At 32.7% G+C, this 18,399-nt stretch carries 16 protein-coding genes; 11 read left to right on the top strand and 5 right to left on the bottom strand.

Annotated elements, in window-relative coordinates; translation table 11 throughout:
- The first annotated feature begins 125 nt into the window (after positions 1 to 125).
- From rsmA to proC, 3 genes are all read left to right on the top strand, one after another.
- On the top strand, positions 126 to 905 hold the full coding sequence (rsmA, locus tag EAG11_RS18460; protein WP_129540466.1) for a 16S rRNA (adenine(1518)-N(6)/adenine(1519)-N(6))-dimethyltransferase RsmA: 780 nt from the start codon (positions 126 to 128) through the stop codon (positions 903 to 905).
- Complete coding sequence (mgtE, locus tag EAG11_RS18465) at positions 895 to 2,301, top strand: magnesium transporter (protein ID WP_129540467.1); 1,407 nt, start codon at positions 895 to 897, stop codon at positions 2,299 to 2,301. Before rsmA ends, mgtE begins: the two co-directional genes overlap by 11 nt.
- A gap of 104 nt (positions 2,302 to 2,405) precedes the next feature.
- Entirely contained in the window at positions 2,406 to 3,182 is a 777-nt protein-coding gene (gene proC, locus EAG11_RS18470; RefSeq protein ID WP_129540468.1) for a pyrroline-5-carboxylate reductase, read from the top strand.
- Positions 3,183 to 3,243: 61 nt separating this feature from the next.
- Here the strand turns inward: proC and nhaA are convergent, their stop codons facing one another.
- A complete protein-coding gene (nhaA, locus tag EAG11_RS18475) occupies positions 3,244 to 4,395 on the bottom strand; it encodes a Na+/H+ antiporter NhaA (RefSeq protein ID WP_129540469.1) in 1,152 nt (383 codons plus the stop codon).
- Between the two features lie 170 nt (positions 4,396 to 4,565).
- On the opposite strand from nhaA, the gene EAG11_RS18480 reads away from it, so the two are divergent.
- The 3 genes from EAG11_RS18480 (at position 4,566) to EAG11_RS18490 (ending at position 6,543) form a co-directional block, all read left to right on the top strand.
- Complete coding sequence (locus tag EAG11_RS18480; protein ID WP_129540470.1) at positions 4,566 to 5,510, top strand: 2-hydroxyacid dehydrogenase; 945 nt, start codon at positions 4,566 to 4,568, stop codon at positions 5,508 to 5,510.
- Positions 5,511 to 5,726: 216 nt separating this feature from the next.
- A complete protein-coding gene (locus EAG11_RS18485; RefSeq protein ID WP_129540471.1) occupies positions 5,727 to 6,104 on the top strand; it encodes a DUF4234 domain-containing protein in 378 nt (125 codons plus the stop codon).
- A gap of 127 nt (positions 6,105 to 6,231) precedes the next feature.
- Positions 6,232 to 6,543 (top strand): DUF2752 domain-containing protein, encoded by a 312-nt coding sequence (locus tag EAG11_RS18490; protein WP_230728929.1) that lies wholly within the window; start codon positions 6,232 to 6,234, stop codon positions 6,541 to 6,543.
- A 64-nt stretch (positions 6,544 to 6,607) separates the two neighbouring features.
- Here the strand turns inward: EAG11_RS18490 and EAG11_RS18495 are convergent, their stop codons facing one another.
- On the bottom strand, positions 6,608 to 8,410 hold the full coding sequence (locus EAG11_RS18495; protein ID WP_129540473.1) for a lysophospholipid acyltransferase family protein: 1,803 nt from the start codon (positions 8,408 to 8,410) through the stop codon (positions 6,608 to 6,610).
- 117 nt (positions 8,411 to 8,527) lie between these two features.
- On the opposite strand from EAG11_RS18495, the gene EAG11_RS18500 reads away from it, so the two are divergent.
- From EAG11_RS18500 to EAG11_RS18510, 3 genes are all read left to right on the top strand, one after another.
- Entirely contained in the window at positions 8,528 to 9,292 is a 765-nt protein-coding gene (locus tag EAG11_RS18500; protein WP_129540474.1) for an exodeoxyribonuclease III, read from the top strand.
- 204 nt (positions 9,293 to 9,496) lie between these two features.
- Positions 9,497 to 10,438, top strand: coding sequence for an OmpA family protein (locus tag EAG11_RS18505; RefSeq protein WP_129540475.1), 942 nt, complete (start codon positions 9,497 to 9,499; stop codon positions 10,436 to 10,438).
- 498 nt (positions 10,439 to 10,936) lie between these two features.
- Positions 10,937 to 11,974 carry an NADP(H)-dependent aldo-keto reductase gene (locus tag EAG11_RS18510; protein WP_129540476.1) on the top strand — a complete coding sequence of 346 codons (1,038 nt, stop codon included), beginning with the start codon at positions 10,937 to 10,939 and terminating at the stop codon, positions 11,972 to 11,974.
- A 143-nt stretch (positions 11,975 to 12,117) separates the two neighbouring features.
- On the opposite strand, the gene EAG11_RS18515 is transcribed toward EAG11_RS18510, so the two are convergent.
- The 3 genes from EAG11_RS18515 to EAG11_RS18525 form a co-directional block, all read right to left on the bottom strand.
- On the bottom strand, positions 12,118 to 13,758 hold the full coding sequence (locus EAG11_RS18515) for a DUF4139 domain-containing protein (protein ID WP_129540477.1): 1,641 nt from the start codon (positions 13,756 to 13,758) through the stop codon (positions 12,118 to 12,120).
- A 69-nt stretch (positions 13,759 to 13,827) separates the two neighbouring features.
- The gene (locus EAG11_RS18520; protein WP_129540478.1) at positions 13,828 to 14,442 is read right to left on the bottom strand and encodes a murein L,D-transpeptidase catalytic domain-containing protein; all 615 of its coding nucleotides are present in this window, start codon (positions 14,440 to 14,442) and stop codon (positions 13,828 to 13,830) included.
- Positions 14,443 to 14,665: 223 nt separating this feature from the next.
- Positions 14,666 to 15,634: a VWA domain-containing protein gene (locus EAG11_RS18525; protein WP_242499201.1), complete on the bottom strand. Its 969-nt coding sequence runs from the start codon at positions 15,632 to 15,634 to the stop codon at positions 14,666 to 14,668.
- A gap of 203 nt (positions 15,635 to 15,837) precedes the next feature.
- Between EAG11_RS18525 and EAG11_RS18530 the strand changes: the two genes are divergently transcribed.
- Positions 15,838 to 17,652, top strand: a complete 1,815-nt coding sequence (locus EAG11_RS18530; RefSeq protein ID WP_129540479.1) for a histidine kinase — start codon at positions 15,838 to 15,840, stop codon at positions 17,650 to 17,652.
- Positions 17,649 to 18,398, top strand: coding sequence for a LytTR family DNA-binding domain-containing protein (locus tag EAG11_RS18535; RefSeq protein WP_129540480.1), 750 nt, complete (start codon positions 17,649 to 17,651; stop codon positions 18,396 to 18,398). Before EAG11_RS18530 ends, EAG11_RS18535 begins: the two co-directional genes overlap by 4 nt.
- Position 18,399: the final 1 nt, after the last annotated feature.

The raw sequence follows: 18,399 nt of genomic DNA on the forward strand, positions 1-18,399 counted from the left end.
TTCTTGGTTATCAAAGACATTCAGCAACTTCGATAAATTAATAAATAAGAAATTGATTATTTGATATCAGATGGTTCGATATTTCGAAAAGTCTAATAATCTAACAATCTGATGATTTAAATAAAATGGAAAAAGTAAAAGCCAAAAAACATCTCGGACAACATTTCCTAAAGGATGAAAGCATTGCTAAGGCAATCGCAGATACGTTGAGTTTAAAAGGATATGACGAGGTTCTGGAAATTGGACCAGGAATGGGTGTGCTAACAAAATATTTGTTAGAAAAACCAATCAATACCTATGTTATCGAAATCGATACTGAATCGGTAACTTATCTGGATGAGAATTATCCAAAATTAAAAGATAAAATTATTTCAAAAGATTTTTTGAAATATGATATAAATGAAGTTTTCGAAAAGAAACAATTTGCTATAATTGGTAATTTTCCATACAATATTTCTACTCAGATTGTCTTTAAAACATTAGAATATCGTGATCAGATTCCTGAGTTTTCGGGTATGTTCCAAAAAGAGGTAGCACAACGTATTTGTGAAAAGAAAGGATCAAAAGCTTATGGTATACTTTCGGTTTTAGCACAGGCTTTTTATGACACTGAGTACTTGTTTACAGTAGATGAAAATGTATTTATTCCGCCTCCCAAAGTAAAATCGGGTGTTATGAAAATGACCCGAAAAGAAGATTACAGTTTGCCTTGTGGCGAAAAGTTATTCTTTACAGTTGTGAAAACAGCTTTTCAACAACGTAGAAAAACGTTACGTAACAGTTTGAAAACATTAAATTTATCAGACAAGTTAAGAGAAGACACTATCTTTGATTTGCGTCCGGAACAACTAGACGTGGCAGAATTTATAGCATTAACTCAGAAAATAGAAGCCGATGGAGTTTAAAATCAGCAAAGGTCTAATACAAGAATTAGAAAATCTCATTCAAAGTAAAAACGACAAGCAATTGGAAGTTTTATTGAATGATATTCACCATGCTGATATTGCCGAAATCCTGGATGAATTGGATTTTGATAAAGCAACGTATATATTTAAAGTATTAGATAGCGAAAAAACCGCCGAGATTCTTCTAGAGTTAGAGGATGATTTGCGTGAGAATATATTAAGCAGACTATCGCCAAAAGAGATTGCCGAGGAGCTAGACGAATTAGAAACAAATGATGCTGCCGATATTATTGGTGAATTATCGAAAGATAGAAAAGCCGAAGTAATATCTGAGCTTCAGGACGTAGAGCATGCCAAGGGTATTGTCGATTTATTACGTTATGCTGAGAATACTGCAGGAGGAATCATGCATAAAGAGTTGGTAAAGGTCAATGAAAATTGGAATGTACTTACTTGTGTAAAAGAAATGCGAATTCAGGCAGAGAATATTTCAAGAGTACATTCTATTTATGTGGTTGATGATGAAGATAGATTAAAAGGACGTTTGTCGCTTAAAGATCTATTAACTACTTCTACAAGAACTCCGGTTAGTGAAGTCTATATTAAAAAATTACATTATGTAGATGTAGAAACTCCTGATGTTGAAGTAGGGCGTATCATGGAAAAATACGACTTAGAGGCAATTCCTGTGGTAGATGAATTGGGACGCTTGGTAGGTCGCATTACGATTGATGATGTTATTGATGTCATAAGAGATGAAATAGAAAAAAGAGATACTGAAGACATTCAGAAATTTGGGGGTTTAGAGGCGCTTGAATTACCGTATGTTGAAACTACTCTTTTTGAAATGGTCAAGAAAAGAGCTACCTGGCTAGTGGTTTTGTTTATTGGAGAAATGTTTACTGCATCTGCAATGGGCTTTTTTGAAGGAGAAATAGAGAAAGCTGTAGTTTTGGCATTATTTGTTCCGTTGATTATTTCTAGTGGAGGTAATTCGGGTTCACAAGCTGCAACACTTATTATTCGTGCCATGGCGTTAAAAGAATTAACACTAAAAGATTGGTGGTATGTAATGAAAAAAGAAATTGCGTCAGGATTTTTATTGGGTTCTATATTAGGAATAGTAGGCTTTGTAAGAATTATGATATGGCAAAAAACAGGATTGTATGAATACGGAATCCATTGGTTTTTTGTTGCACTTACTGTTTCTTTTTCTTTATTATTTATTGTATTATGGGGAACGCTTTCGGGCTCTATGATACCATTTATGTTAAAAAAACTTAAGCTGGATCCAGCAACTTCATCGGCGCCATTTGTGGCAACATTAGTTGATGTAACAGGACTAGTTATTTATTTTTCGATTGCGTCCATATTATTGAAAGGTAGATTATTATAGAAAAAAGGCATAAAAATAAATATAATTAACCACTATATTTTGTGCTTTTAAGACTCAGACTATTAAACCAAAAAACAACCAAAAAACTATAAATTACAACCAGAATGAAAGTACACATAATAGGAGGAGGGAACCTAGGGGTTTCTATAGCCTTAGGAATTGCAAAATTTTCAAAGAACAATCAAGTTACGATTACCAGAAGAAATACAGCTAGTATTTTGTATTTACAAGAATTAGACATTACGGTTTCATCTGATAATAAGCACAAAATACAAGAAGCAGATCTTATTATTTTGACTATAAAGCCATATCAAGTTGATACGGTTTTGGCCGAAATTCTACCTGTAATTTCTAATAAAACAATAGCTTCAGCAGTAAGTGGGTTGGCAATTGACGTGCTTCAAAATAAAACAGGTCAAGAGCATCATGTGATTAGGATTATGCCCAATATTGCAGCACAATTTGGAGAATCAGCTACATGTATTTCATTTAGTGAAAAAGATAAAGCACAAGCATTAGCAGTGGTATCCTTATTTGAAGATTTAGGTACAGCACCAATTATTGACGAAAAATTAATGGATGCGGCAACTGTTTTAGGCGCTTGCGGTACAGCATATGCATTACGATATATTCGTGCTTCGATGCAAGCAGGTATCGAAATAGGATTTGATTCTCAAACAGCATTAGCAATAGCGGCGCAAACGGTAAAAGGAGCTGCCAAAATGTTGTTAGAAGAAAAAGTACATCCAGAACAGTTAATCGATAGAGTTACTACGCCACAAGGCTGTACAATCGTTGGCTTGAACGAAATGGAACACAATGGCTTTAGTTCATCACTAATAAAAGGAATTAAAACTTCTTTAAAACAAATTAAAGGATAGTTTTATAATAATACTTATAAAAAAAGGACTTTCGGTTTAAACTGAAAGTCCTTTTTTTGTTTTAAGTATGTTTGATTTGCTTTTTTGAGAGAGAAAATTTCAAGTATATAAAACCTAATAATCCAGCCATAAAAGAAGCCAGCAAAATGGCTATTTTAGAAAAAGTAATTACTTCAGGTTCATTAAAAGCAAGTAAGGTTATAAATATAGACATTGTGAATCCAATTCCTCCAAGCATTCCTGCACCTATAACATACGACCATTTAAGCTCTTTTGGAAGTGTACAAATTCCTAATGTAACTCCTAAGAAGGCAAATAGAGCTATTCCTAGTGGTTTTCCTATTACCAAACCTAGAATGATTCCTAAGGCATTGGGGTGGCTTAATCCTTCATGCCAGTCTGAGCTAATAGCAATACAAGTATTTGCCAATGCAAATAATGGCAAGATAAAAAAGGCAACTGGTTTGTGTAAAAAGTGCTGTAGTTTATAAGAAGAAGTTTTCTTGCCTCCATCTCCAAACGGAATTACAAAAGCCAATAAAACACCAGTTATAGTAGCGTGAACTCCAGAGTTAAGCATAAAGTACCACATGATAACTCCACCAATCAAATAAATAAAGAGATTGTGAATTTTCATTCGGTTAAAAATAAATAACACTCCTAAAACAGCAAATGCAAGAGCCAGGTATAGAAAGGATATACTTGTAGTGTAAAATAATGCAATAACTATAATAGCGCCTAAATCGTCGATTACAGCAAGAGCAGTAAGAAAGACTTTAAGAGAAGAGGGAACTCTATTCCCTAAAAGAGATAAAATTCCAATTGCAAAAGCAATATCGGTAGCCATTGGGATTCCTGCTCCGTTTTGGGTAGCAGTTCCGAAATTTAGCAATAAAAATATTCCAGCAGGAATTAACATTCCGCCCAAAGCACCAAAAATGGGTAATGATGCATTTTTTATACTGGTTAATTCACCTTGATAGATTTCGCGTTCTAATTCTAATCCTATTAACAAAAAGAAAATAGTCATCAAGCCATCATTGATCCAATGTGTTATTGAGTGATGTCCGATATTGGTTTCCCAAAAAGCAATATATTCGGTTTGAAATATTGAGTTGGCTAGAAAAAGAGAAAGAATCGTTACGAAGAGTAAGATGAGTCCTCCTGATTTTTCACTTTGAAAAAAGGACTTAAATGTTTTTGTTAATTTCATTTTTAGGAATAAGGTTGAAAATGCATTATTTTCAAAGTTAAAAAAAATATAACCAATAAAATAGGAAATATTGGTTTTTAGAGGAGTTTTAGTGTTGGCAATTTGATCGAGAGCCGATATAACCCACATTTTTTTTGTTACTTTGTTTATCTAATTTAAGTCTTAATTTCATGCCAATTAAAGTTTTACATATCGATAGCAATCATCCAATTCTTTGGGAACAATTAGAAGAAGCGGGATTTGAAAATTATGCAGATTTTACTTCTACCAAAGAAGAAATTGAAGCAAAAATCAAGGATTATCAAGGAATTGTAATTAGAAGTCGTTTTAAAATCGATAAACAATTTATCGATAAAGCAATAAATTTAAAATTTATAGCACGAGTTGGAGCAGGACTAGAGAGTATAGATTGCGATTATGCCATATCTAAAGGAATTGAACTTATTGCCGCTCCTGAAGGAAACCGTAATGCAGTTGCTGAACATACATTGGGGATGATTCTTTCTCTTTTTAATAAACTAAATCTTGCTGATAGTGAAATTCGTTCAGGACAATGGAACAGAGAAAGTAATCGTGGTCACGAGCTTGATGGAAAAACGGTAGGAATTATAGGTTACGGAAATATGGGTAAAGCATTTGCAAAAAAATTGAGAGGTTTTGATGTAGAAGTTTTATGCTATGATATTCAAGATAATGTAGGTGATGAAAATGCTAAACAAGTTTCGTTACAAGAACTTCAAGAAAAAACAGATGTGCTGAGTTTGCACATTCCGTGGACACCAGAAACGGATAAAATGGTAGATGCAACATTTATCAATGGGTTCAAAAAACCACTATGGATCATTAATACCTCAAGAGGAAAAAATATTGTTACTGCCGATTTAGTAGCTGCAATGGAATCTGGGAAGGTGCTTGGGGCAGGTTTGGATGTTTTGGAATATGAAAAATTATCTTTCGAAACACTTTTTCAGGACAAGAATACACCAGAAGCTTTTCAATATTTATTAGACGGAAGAAAAGTAATCTTAACGCCACATATTGCAGGGTGGACATTTGAGAGCCACGAGCGTTTAGCGCAAGTAATTGTCGATAAAATTAAAGCTGTTTGTTTGTAAATAACAGACTAGGTGAGTTTTTGAGTAGATTTTTTTTTGAATTTAATAACGAGTTTTTTCTTGTAAATATTCAAATAATAATTAGTTTTGTTTGCTAATTTTTAATAATATTGCTGCTGATTTTTTTGAAAGAATTAATCTAAATAATATTTCTTTTAAAAATCTAGGAGTAACCGAAAATCCAAAGAGTAGGAATTAACAAATTCAAAAATAAAAATGGAATTAGAAAAAACATCAAATAATTTTAATGATCCAATCCCAGTATTTAAAGTTGATCCAATTATGGTATTACTTTTTGGAATTTTAACTTGTGGATTGTATTTAATTTACTGGAATATAAAAGTAGCAGAAGTTTTTAATGCTGTTTCAGGGAAAGAGGTTATATCACAACCTGTTGCGATTTTTGCAGGATGTTGTATGCCAGTTAATATTTATTTTTATTATCTAGCAGGAAAAGATGCATTACCTAAGGTTTATGAAAAAACAGGAGAACTTCAAAAAGACCAATCGACTTTATTAATTCTTTTAGGGTTGTTTTTCCCTATTGCAGCAGCAATGATTGTACAAGGTGATATCAACAGACTATACAAATAATATCAGAACAAAACGTAAAATTTACGGAATTATCGGTGCAGCAATTACACTGATAGTTCCGTTTTTTTTAATGTTAAATAATCATAATGATCATTTAGAAACGGATCAGTCATTTTGTCCTTTCAAGATGCTCACAGGTTTTCCTTGTCCCGGATGCGGAATTACTAAATCATTAGTTTATTTTTATCAGGGAGATTTATATAAGTCAATTACTTACCATATTTTGGGTCCTTTTGTGATTGCCTTTTGTTGGGTGACTATTATCGTATTGATAACCGAATTAATTACAAAAAAAGAATATTTCACTACGCTTTTATATAATAAAAAGCTAGCTTATAGATTGGGTATTTTTCTAGCACTTTATCATTTTATAAGAATTATTTTTTTCATAAAAAACAATTCTTTCGATGATATTTTGCATCAATCAATTTGGTTTTAAAACATAAAAAATCCCGTTTCAAATTTTATGAAACGGGATTCTTGTTTTTATATATATCTAAGATTTAATCGTCTTTCTCAGCTAGCTTTCTTTCTAGTTCTATTTGGAATTCTTCGATTACTGGTTTCATAGTGCTTTCAGGAATGTCGGCAATACGAATGTACATTAAACCGTCGATAGCATTGTTGAATAATGGATCAACATTAAAAGCTACAACTCGTGCATTTTGCTTGATGTATTTTTTAATTAGAACAGGCAAACGTAAGTTTCCTGGTTCTAATTCGTCGATGATTTTATCAAACTTATTAAGATCTGATTCTGCTTCATCAAAAATAAAGTCTTTATCAGCATCTTTTAGTTTTACTTTATATGCTTTTTTAGGATGAATGTATTGAGCAATATAAGGATCGTAATAATTTGATTTCATAAATTCAATCATCAACGATTTTGAGAAATCAGAGAATTGATTGCTTATACTTACACCACCCAGTAAATATTTGTGCTCTGGATAACGTAATGTTGTATGAATGATTCCTTTCCATAATAAGAAAAGAGGCATTGGTTTTTGTTGGTATTCTTTAATGATAAATGCACGCCCCATTTCGATAGACTTATGCATCATATCATGAAGTTCAGGTTCAAATCTAAAAAGGTCATTTAGATAAAAACCATCCATTCCGTATTTAGGGTAAATCTCAGAACCTAGTCCCATGCGGTAAGCTCCAGATATTTTTTTGGCATCATCATCCCATAAAAACATATGGTGGTAATATTGATCATATTTATCAATATCGATAGGCTCATTTGTTCCTTCACCAACTTCACGGAAAGTAATTTCGCGTAAGCGACCAATTTCATGTAATATATTCGGAATGTTTTTGGCGGAAGCAAAAAACACTTCATAATTTTTACTTTGTAATAATCTGCAATCAGTACTTCTTAAAGCTTCAACTTCGGCATTTATCTTGTTCTCATTTGCTGGAGTAACAATTTCCTTAGGGCTTCTAGGAATTTTTAAGTTAGCAGTATCTAGTAATTTATGTTCCTTTTCAAAAGGATTTGCCAACATATAAGTTTTCTTTCTTAAAAACTCAGAGTATTCTTCAAAAGATTGAATTTCGTTTTGTTCGTTAACCGAAATAGGCTTCCCAACACGTACTTTAATTACACGATCTTTTTGAGTAAGCAATTCCGAAGGTAATTTTGCTGTACGTAAAGTGTCATCTATTTTAGATAGCCAATAGAATAATTTACTGTTTTTGGCATGAAAATAAATAGGAACAACAGGAACTTTGGCTTTTCGGATTAATTTAATCGCACCTTCTTCCCAAGGTTTATCCACGACTAGTTTTCCATCTTTATAAGTAGAAACTTCACCTGCAGGAAAAATACCCAAAGGTTTTCCATCACTTAAATGACGAAATGTTTCTTTAATTCCTACCACACTTGATTTAGCATCCTTATGATTTTCAAAAGGATTTACAGGCATGATATACTTTTTAAGAGGAACGATACGGTGTAATAGGAAATTGGCAATGATTTTAAAATTAGGCTCTCTTTCAAGCATTAATTTTAGCAATAAAATGCCATCGATACCACCTAACGGATGGTTCGAAATAGTAATATAAGCACCATCTTTTGGTAATCGTTTTAAATCTTCTTCAGGAATCTCGAATTTGATTTGTAAATCATCCAAAACCCCATTCAAGAAAGCAACATCTTCTAGATGTTTGTTTCTATCGTAAACCTTATTCAAGGTAGATATCTTTAGTACCTTCATAAGGACCCAGCCAGAGAAAGTACCTAGAACCCCATACTTGTCAACATTTATTGCCTTGGCAACTTCTTTCGCGGTAACTAAACCCATGTACAATTTGTTTTTTAGAGCAGGAAACAAAGATAACAAAAAACTCTACTTTTCCTTATTTCTTATCCAAACTTTCCGCTTTTTTATTACATTTGAAATACATAAAACAAAATTGTAATGAAAATTATTTCTTATAACGTAAACGGAATTCGTGCTGCAATTTCAAAAGGATTTATCGATTGGTTGCAACAAGCAAACCCGGATGTTATTTGTCTTCAGGAGATTAAAGCCACAGAAGATCAAATTCCTGTAGAGGATATTACCAAAGCAGGTTACCCATATCAGTATTATTATCCAGCTACAAAAAAGGGATATAGCGGTGTAGCGATTCTTTCAAAAATAAAACCGAATAACGTAGTATACGGAACTGGAATTCAACACATGGATTTTGAGGGAAGAAACCTTCGAGTAGATTTTGATAGCTGTTCGGTAATGAGTTTATATCTTCCATCGGGAACAAATATTCAGCGATTGGATCATAAATTTATGTTCATGGATGACTTCCAGACTTATATCAATGAGCTTCGAAAAACAATACCTAATCTTATCATTTGCGGAGACTATAATATTTGTCACGAAGCAATAGATATTCATGATCCAGTACGTAATAAAACCGTTTCAGGATTTTTACCAGCCGAACGCGCTTGGTTAGACGGATTCATGAAAACTGGATTTATAGATAGTTTCCGCCATTTTAATAAAGAACCACACAATTATTCTTGGTGGAGTTACCGAGCTGGAGCAAGAGGAAATAACAAAGGATGGAGAATTGATTATAATTTAGTTAGCGACACTTTGCAGGACAAACTAAAACGCGCTGTTATATTACCAGATGCAGTACATTCAGATCATTGCCCAGTTTTAGTCGAAATTGAAGATTAATGGTATCATTATTGTTAGTTATACACAGGTTTTAGGCTTATATTGCGGTCTTGAGTAAAATTTACTTAGGAGCTATTTCCTGCTTTGCACTATAATCTTTATGTTTTTAAAAGACAAAAACATAAAGGATTTCCGCTTCAATCAGGGCTAATGCCAGTAATAACAAGAATAATAATATCTCAAATAATAAACACCACAATAAAAATGATTAAAAAAGTCTCCATCGGATTATTGATATTAGCGCTTACAACATCGTGTGTATCCAAAAAAATATACAATGATTTAGAAACTAAATTTGCCGATTTAAAAAAAGAAAACCGTTCAATCTCTGATGAAAACGCGGAATTGCTTAAAGCAAAAAATCAATTAGAGTTAGATCGTGACGGATTAAATAAAAGCCTTAGTGCTACCAAAGCAGAATTAGAAAAACAAAAAGCGGATTATGCTGCTGCACAAAACAAATTAAAAGTTTTACAAGACTCCTATAATGCACTAGAGAAAAATAGTGACGAAGCCTTAAAAAACAATATGAACAAGAATCGTGAGTTGCTAGAGCAACTTGAAGCCAAAGGAAAAGCATTGGCAGCAGAACAAGCACGTTTAGATAAAACAGCAAAACGATTAGACGAACTTGAAGCTATGATAGCTGCTAAAGAAGCTGCTATGAAAAAGTTAAAAGAAACGCTTTCGAAGGCATTAAATGGTTTTGAAGGTAAAGGATTAACTGTAGAGCAAAAGAACGGGAAGGTATATGTTTCTATGGAAAATAAATTACTTTTCAATTCAGGAAGTTGGTCAGTAGGTAGCGAAGGTAAAAAAGCGGTTGTGGAACTTGGAAAAGTATTAGGAGATAATCCAGATCTTTCGGTACTTATAGAAGGACATACTGATGATGATCCATATATAGGTTCAGGAGTAATTACAAATAACTGGGATCTATCAACAAAAAGAGCGACTGCAATTGTAGCTATTTTGAGTGAAAACAGTAAAATCAACAAACAAAAATTAACGGCAGCAGGTCGTGGAGAATTCTCTCCATTGGTAAGCAATGCAACTCCTGAAGGAAAAGCTAAAAACCGTAGAATCGAAATCATCTTAACGCCAAGATTAGATGAAATTGCAGATATGTTGAATAGCATTAATTAAACTAAGGGACGGAGGTTCTAAGGTGCAAAGAGACAAAGGTTCAGAGTTTATACTCTGGACCTTTTTGTTTATGGCCTTTCCTATAAGATGTTTTTAATTAATTGCGATAAAATTAACCGCAAAGAGCGCAAAGAGTTACGCAAGGTTCACAAAGTTTTGCCCAATATTGTCATTTCGACGCAGGAGAAATCTCCGCAAGAAATTCCATAATCTTTGTCGAGCTACTAGCTAAGATTTCTCCTGCGTCGAAATGACAAGTTTACAGTAATTAGAATAAAGTTTAAACAGCTTTGAAAAACCATTTAATCTTTTATCCCGATAGCTATCGGGAGTGGCAAGAAGTAAAATAAGCTTTCTTCCGAGCAAATCTATAACATAAAAAGGTTTAGAGTTTTTTAACTTTGAACTTTTTTCTTTTGAAATTTTGCTTTGTACCTTTGAGCCTTATTCGTAAAAGCTACAATCTTAGCAATGCAACACCATAGAAACTAAAGAAAAATGAAATACACTACAATTCCCAATACAGATATTAAAGTAAGTAAAATAAACCTTGGTACGATGACTTTTGGTCAACAAAACACCGAAGCCGAAGGACATGCTCAAATGGATTATGCACTTGAACGAGGCGTTAATTTTTTTGATACTGCCGAGATGTATTCTATTCCTGCAAGCAAGGAAACTTACGGAAGTACAGAGAAAATTATAGGAACCTGGTTTAAAAAATCAGGAAAAAGAGAAGATGTTGTTTTAGCAACTAAAATTGCTGGACCAAATGATAACTTTGGTTATATGCGTGAGAAAATAGATTTTTCACCAGCAAGTTTAAAATATGCTTTAGATAATAGTTTGCAAAGATTACAAACAGATTATGTAGATATATATCAGCTGCATTGGCCAGAGCGTAAAACAAATTGTTTTGGACAACGCGGGCTTAAAATCCAAGATGATGCTTGGGAAGATAATATTCACGAAGTTTTACAAACAATGGAGGGTTTCATCAAAGAAGGGAAAATTAAACATGTAGGACTTTCTAATGAAAACCCTTGGGGAATTATGCGCTTTTTAGAAGAAAACAAATACAATAATTTGCCTCGTATTAAAACAATTCAGAATCCGTATTCTCTACTAAACCGCCTTTTTGAAAATGCTTCAGTTGAGGTTTGTATGCGTGAAAATGTTGGTTTATTGGCATATTCACCAATGGCTTTTGGGGTACTATCAGGTAAATTTTTATCTGGAGAAAAACATCCAAACTCTAGACTTAATTTGTTCCCACAATATACAAGATATAGCAGCGAGCAAAGCACTAAAGCTGCGCGTATGTATCAGGAAATTGCTAATAAACATGGTTTAAATTTTGCACAAATGTCGTTGGCTTTTGTTAATCAGCAACCATTTGTGACTAGTACTATTATCGGAGCAACTACAATGGAACAATTAAAAGAAAATATAGATTCTATTAATATTACGTTATCAGACGAAGTTATTGCCGATATCAATGCGGTTCACGCTGTAATTCCAGATCCGGCACCGTAATTTAGTTTCAGTTTTGCAATCTCAGTTTACAGTTTTAGTAGTTGTAAGTATTATGAACTTTACGGTTAATTTTCTATCACAGATTATAAAAAACAAATCCCGATACATTTAAACACGTATCGGGATTTGTTTTTAAAAGGTTTTTATAAATTTAATATCTGATCTTTTGGATATCTTACTTTATAACTAATTCTAAATTTCTTGATTTCATTAGGCTTCATTTGTAACTGCCAAGTCAAGATTCCAGTTTCTGCGTTTACTTTAGCGCTATCACTTTGTAATAATTCAACTTCAATTTCTTTATTGGTACTCAAAGGATATTGGTCTTTTAGCAAAAGTTCAACAGCTTCTTTTTTGTTGTTTCTTACAGTGATATCATAAGTAAAAGTTTGTTCTTTTTTAGTCGATAAAAACTTAGTTCCCGATTTGTCGGCTACTTTTTCACGTTTTATAGATACTTTTTTGTCACGCCCCATGCTCAAGTTTAATGTATCACTAGTTTGGTTTGGCTCGATAAAAGTTTTCCCTACATACATACCTTCAAAGATAATATTGGCTTCACCTCTCAATAAATTGTATTTGCTATAATCTGCAATTTCAGCAAGAAGGAAAGCCTCGTTCTCTACTCTTGGAGCCGCATAATATTTATACGATGCAGGAAGCTTTATTTCTTTTAGAGATACGCTATGAATTTTTCCGTTAGATAAAATGTCATAAGGGATATCAATATCAAAAGATACGTTAAGCTGGTTTTCTTCTACTGTCGTGTAATTAGAAACAGATGATTTTACCATTCTTTTTGTTACTGGAGCTGTGACAACTACTTCTTGTAATGTATTATCTTCAGCAATTCTTCCCTGTAACTGATTCATTTTATTTCTTTGAGAAGCATAACCCGCTTGAACAACATCATTATTATTTCTCAAAAACCAAGAACTCAATATTGGCGCTTGATTGTTTTGGTTAGGATAGCCACTAGATAAAGTAAGTTTTACTTTTTTCCAATCGATACCCGTATTTTGAATCACTTGTGCTTTATACATCATATTAATAGGCGAAGTAACACTTTCGGCACGTAAGTCATAAAACGGAGTCCAGGTAGCATTATTTGTTAAGTACGATATATCCAAAGGCACAGCTCCAGCAACTTCATTCATAACCTGAACAATTAGTTTTCCAGATGATGTTTTTTCTTCTTTGCTAGTATCAACTTCAAGTTTGTTGTTTAGTTTTTGAAGTGTTTCATTAAGCTTTTGTTGTTTCTCAGAAAAGGCATTAATAGTATTGGCAATTTCTAGTTGCTTTGTTTTATAATACTCCACCATCTTCATTAATTCAGTTACATTCAAACCTGAATTCACACCCGAAATTTGTTGGTTTTTGTCTAAAAGCTGAATCGTTTTTGTTTCAGAATTTATAGTGTTATTAACTTTCTGAAGTTCTTTCTGAACCAAAACAATGCTGTCTCTTACTCTTTTTAGCGCAGGAGATTTAGTGTCAACTTCATATTCTGAAATATAATTATTAGTAAACTGAACCGAAAGAACTGTTACTGTCGATGGAGTTCCTATTTGAATCGAACTTTCGTTCAAGTCTACAGCTACATTTTTTATTACAATTTCGCTTGTTCCTAACGGAAGAGTAGCGCTTGCTGTTTGGGAAATTTCGGCAGCATTAAAATATACCGTTGCGGCTTTTACTTTTGCTGTTGTAAAGATTGGCTTTTGTGCAAATGCAATTGTGCCAATCAATAATAAAGCGGATGTTACTATGTTTTTTATCATGAGATTATAATTTTAAAATATTTATTTAGTCTAATATGTATTACAAATAACGAAAATTTGAATGGGTTTTTAGTGATAGATAACAAGAATGATTTTCTTTTTAGAGCTGTCAATTATTTTTTCAATTACCCCATAAAATTTTTCATTAACCATTGGGCATCCTTGACTGTTGCAAATAGGTTTTTTTTGTTCTTCAAATGGGACTTCCCAATATTTATGTAAGACAATATTTCGATCAAAGGCATTACTATTAGATTTGTCCAAGCCATATAATTTGTAGGCTTTGCCAAAAGTGCCTTCATACGAATACCCAATTGAGTATTTTCCTAACGAGGTAGAAAGCGAATTCTTTACGTTGCTAAATTTTAGCTTTCCTGGAATTCCAGTTTCTGAGCCAGAACCATGACCAACCAAGCCTTTGTTAAGTAGTTTGTTATTTTTTAAATCATATATAAAAAACCGTTTCTTGCCAGATGCAATTCCCATATCGATAAAAAAGCCAACTTCGGTATTGTATTTTGAAGATGTATTTACAAACTTTTTAATCTCGTTTATCTGGCCTGCCAGTTTCTCTTCTGAAGAAGATCTTGAACTAGACAATTGAGGGCTTTCTTCTTTATGTATGCATTTAAAGCTAACACAAAAGACTCCTATAAAAATCAAAAAGAAGATGCTCTTTTTCATGTTTTTAAATAATTGATTTTTCACTATGGGATTTATTTTTCAACCGTATATCCTTTAACTTTTGCAAAAGCAATTATCGATGTGTTTATCGTATTCCCCAAGTCGTCTTGTTTTTTTGTCTTTTTTGCTTCAGTATCGATATATTGCTGGCGTTTTTTGGCAAGTTCGCCAATTTCCTTTTGAATATTTTCTCTTTCTTTCGTTTTTTGTGCAACAATTACCTTTAATTCGGCAGTAGATTTATTACGGAGTTCTGTTGGTAATTCTTCTTTTTTATTTTCGAAATAGCCGTAGCATCATCTTTTACTTTATCGACTAAGTCCCAACTGTCGTTTTTATAAACGGCTTTTGATTTACTCACAGCACGTTCGGCATAATTTGATGCAGAAACTTTCTGAGCGTTTTTATCTTGCATTTCCTGATTCATTTTTTTCTCAGAACCCTTTGAACCATAGCTTATGTACGTTTTGTTGATTTTTTCGTTACATTTTGTAATTTCAACATCATATGGGGTTACTATATAACGTACTGTTTGATTAGAATCGATATTAAAATATTTACCTTTTCCATAATCGGCACCATCTTTCCATAGTTCATTTATGCCTTGAGTTTTATCTCCACAATAAATAGTATTTACATAAATGTCATTCTTTAAGGCATTGCTAATAGCTTCTTTATAATTAATTTCGCCCTGATTAAATTCTTCGTTTCCTGCAATATAAATAAGCTTCATATTGTGGTTGTCCTTTGCCCATTTTAATTGTTTGGTTGCGTCCTGAATCACAGCTCCACAATATTCGTTACCACCATTGGTACTTAGAGAGAATAGTTTTTCCGAAATCAAATCCAAATCTGTAGAAAGTGGTGCTATTTGTCGGATATAATTAGATTGTTTAGATAAGCCATCATTGCCATATTCGTACAAAGCAATTTCGATATCGGGTGTTTTTCCATCATATTTTAAAGTCGTTAAAGTATTTACAATATTCCATAGCCTAGATTTTGCCTGATCAATTAATCCATCCATACTACTAGAGGTGTCTAGTAATAATGCAACTTGTATTTTGGTCTTTTCCGCAGTTATCGGTTTTTCAATATTAGTATTCTTTTTAAGATTTGCATTACTATGATTGCTATTTGCAAAAGAAAATACAGTTGCTAAAAGCGCTGAGATAAGGATTGATGTTTTCATGATTTCCTATGTTTTAGATTGTGATTATAGACCAAACTTATAAACTTAAAGAGTTCGTTTTTTGCAGAAATGGTGAAACGGTATTTTGACTTGGTGAAACGAGTTGTAAACAGAATATAAAATACTTTACTTTACAGTATTGAATTTAAAGGTTCTGAGCTGTCTATAAATTAAGGTACTGAGAATTAAAAAGGATAAAATATATGAGACGTTTATTAGCTATTTTTTCTTTATTCCTAATGTTGTTACTTCCTGTTGGAGTAATAGCACAGGATTCTCTTGCTAAGAAAAAAGCTGTGCCGATTTCTAAAATGAGCAAAGTATCCAAAGAATTACAAAAATCGTTGGATGTAAATGATGAGACACAAATAGGTCAGAATTACGAACGATTGGCCAATGAATTCCTTAATAAAGGAGATAATGCAAAAGCTGAAGAGTATTATAAAAAAGCATTAACTAGTTATACCAAACAAAATCTTGCCGAAGATAAAATACGAGTAACAAGAAGTATTGCAAAGGTACAAGAGAATCAAAAAAAGTTTGATTCGGCGATAAAAAACTATGAGAGCGCTGGAGCTATTGCTGAGAGTAAAAATGAAGAAAAGATAAATTTAAATGATGCCAATCGATTACGCACGCAAGCAAGTCCGATGGCACAAGCAGGATATGTAGAATCGAATATTGAGTTACTTAAAAGAGATAATAAAATTAATGAGGTTGCAGCCGCATACGTTCAAAAAGCAGAAAACTCTTTGCAGCAAAAAAACAAAATAGTTGCAATCGAGAGTTATACTAAGGCACTCGCTTACGCAAAAGATAAACCAGAAGAGGTTATTAAAATCAAAAATGAAATTGCCAAAGTATATGCTTCTGATAATCAATTTGAGAAAGCAATTGGTATAAACGAAAGACTTTTGGCAGAAGCCAAAAAGAAGCAAGATTATACTACCCAAATAAAGCAATTACAATCCTTAGCAAAACTTTATTTTAAAAAAGAAGACCCCAAGAAAGCAGTTGTATCACTTAAGGAAGCGTATGGCCTAGCATCTAAAAATGGAAATTCTACGGAAGCTAAAAAGAGCTTGTCTGCTTTAATTCAGTATTACAAAACCAAAGGAGATGACAAAGAAAGTATTGCTTTATATGAGCAGTTCTTTGCCAATTTTGATAAGTTAATTGAATCCGACACAACGCTTATCGATGCCAAAACATTTCAGGTAACCGAAGATAAAATCCGTCAGTTAGAAAAAGAAAAGACATTGAAGGACGAATTGATTACAAAGAAAAATACATTTAATTACTTTCTTCTAGGGTCAATAGTACTACTGTTATTATTGTTCTTGTTTATTGTGAAAGCATTATATTCGATAAAAACCAAAAACAAAGAAATTGCTTTACAGTCTTTGCGAAGAGAAATGAATCCACATTTTATTTTTAACAGCTTGAATAGCGTGAATCAATTTATTTCGGAAAACAAAGAATTAGAGGCCAATAAATACCTGACTTCTTATTCTAACCTGATGCGCAATATGATGGAGAATTCGAATAAGGATTTTGTCACATTAGATAAAGAAATTGAACAACTCAAAAAATATTTAGATTTAGAACATCTGAGGTTTCAGGATAAATTCGATTTTAAAATTAGTGTTGATGATGCTTTTGATACTGAAACAGTTCTAATTCCTAATATGATTATTCAGCCACATCTTGAAAATGCCATTTGGCATGGATTGCGTTATTTGGATAAGAAAGGATTTCTATCTCTTAATTTTGAGTTTGAAGCAGGGAAAGTTGTAGTGATTATAGAAGACGATGGGATTGGTTTAACCAAAAGCCGTGAACTTAAAACTAATAACCAAAAAGCACATGAATCCCGAGGATTAAGTAATACTAAGGAACGAATAAGTTTACTGAACGAATTGTATAAAAAGAATATTTCTTTTGAAATTATCGAAAAAGGAATGCCCAAGACAGGTACTATTGTTCGAATTGTTTTTCCATTAATAGATAAAATATGATGACTTTTCAAAAGATAAGAAGTGTAATTGTCGAAGATGAGCTTGCGGCTAGAGAAGTACTCAAAAATTATTTGAGTAAATATTGTCCACAGGTAGAAGTTATTGGGGAAGCACAGAACATAAAAGAAGCTGTTCCGTTATTGCATGAGGTACAGCCACAATTAGTTTTTTTAGATGTTGAAATGCCTTTCGGAAATGCTTTTGATGTCTTGGAGGCCTGCAAGGATTTACATTTTGAGACTATTTTTGTTACCGCTTTTTCTGAATATTCATTAAAAGCATTAAACCAAAGTGCCGCTTATTATTTGCTAAAACCTATAAGTATCGAAGAGTTGATTGTTGCAGTAAATAAAGTACAGCATCAGATTATGAACCATGAGATTTTTAATAGAAATAAAATTATTGTTGAAAATTTTCGTGAAACAAAACCAGAGAAACAACAAGTTATCTTACCAACATTAGAAGGATTTGAAGTGGTGAAGATGGAAAAAATTGTTCGCTTAAAAGGGAATGGAAATTTTACTGATTTATATTTGAATGACGGAAGTAAAAAAATGGTTTGTAGGTTCTTAAAACACTTTTCAGAAATTTTGCCTTTGCCATTTATACGAGTTCATAAATCGCATATCATTAATATGAATTGTGTAACATCCTATAACAAAGGAGGAATTATAATGCTAAACGATGGGGCTGAGATCGAGGTTTCTCCAACGTATAAAGAGGATTTCCTGAAGAATTTTAAGTAAG

Origin of the sequence: Flavobacterium sp. 140616W15 (assembly GCF_003668995.1) — a bacterium.
Taxonomy (GTDB): Bacteria; Bacteroidota; Bacteroidia; order Flavobacteriales; family Flavobacteriaceae; genus Flavobacterium.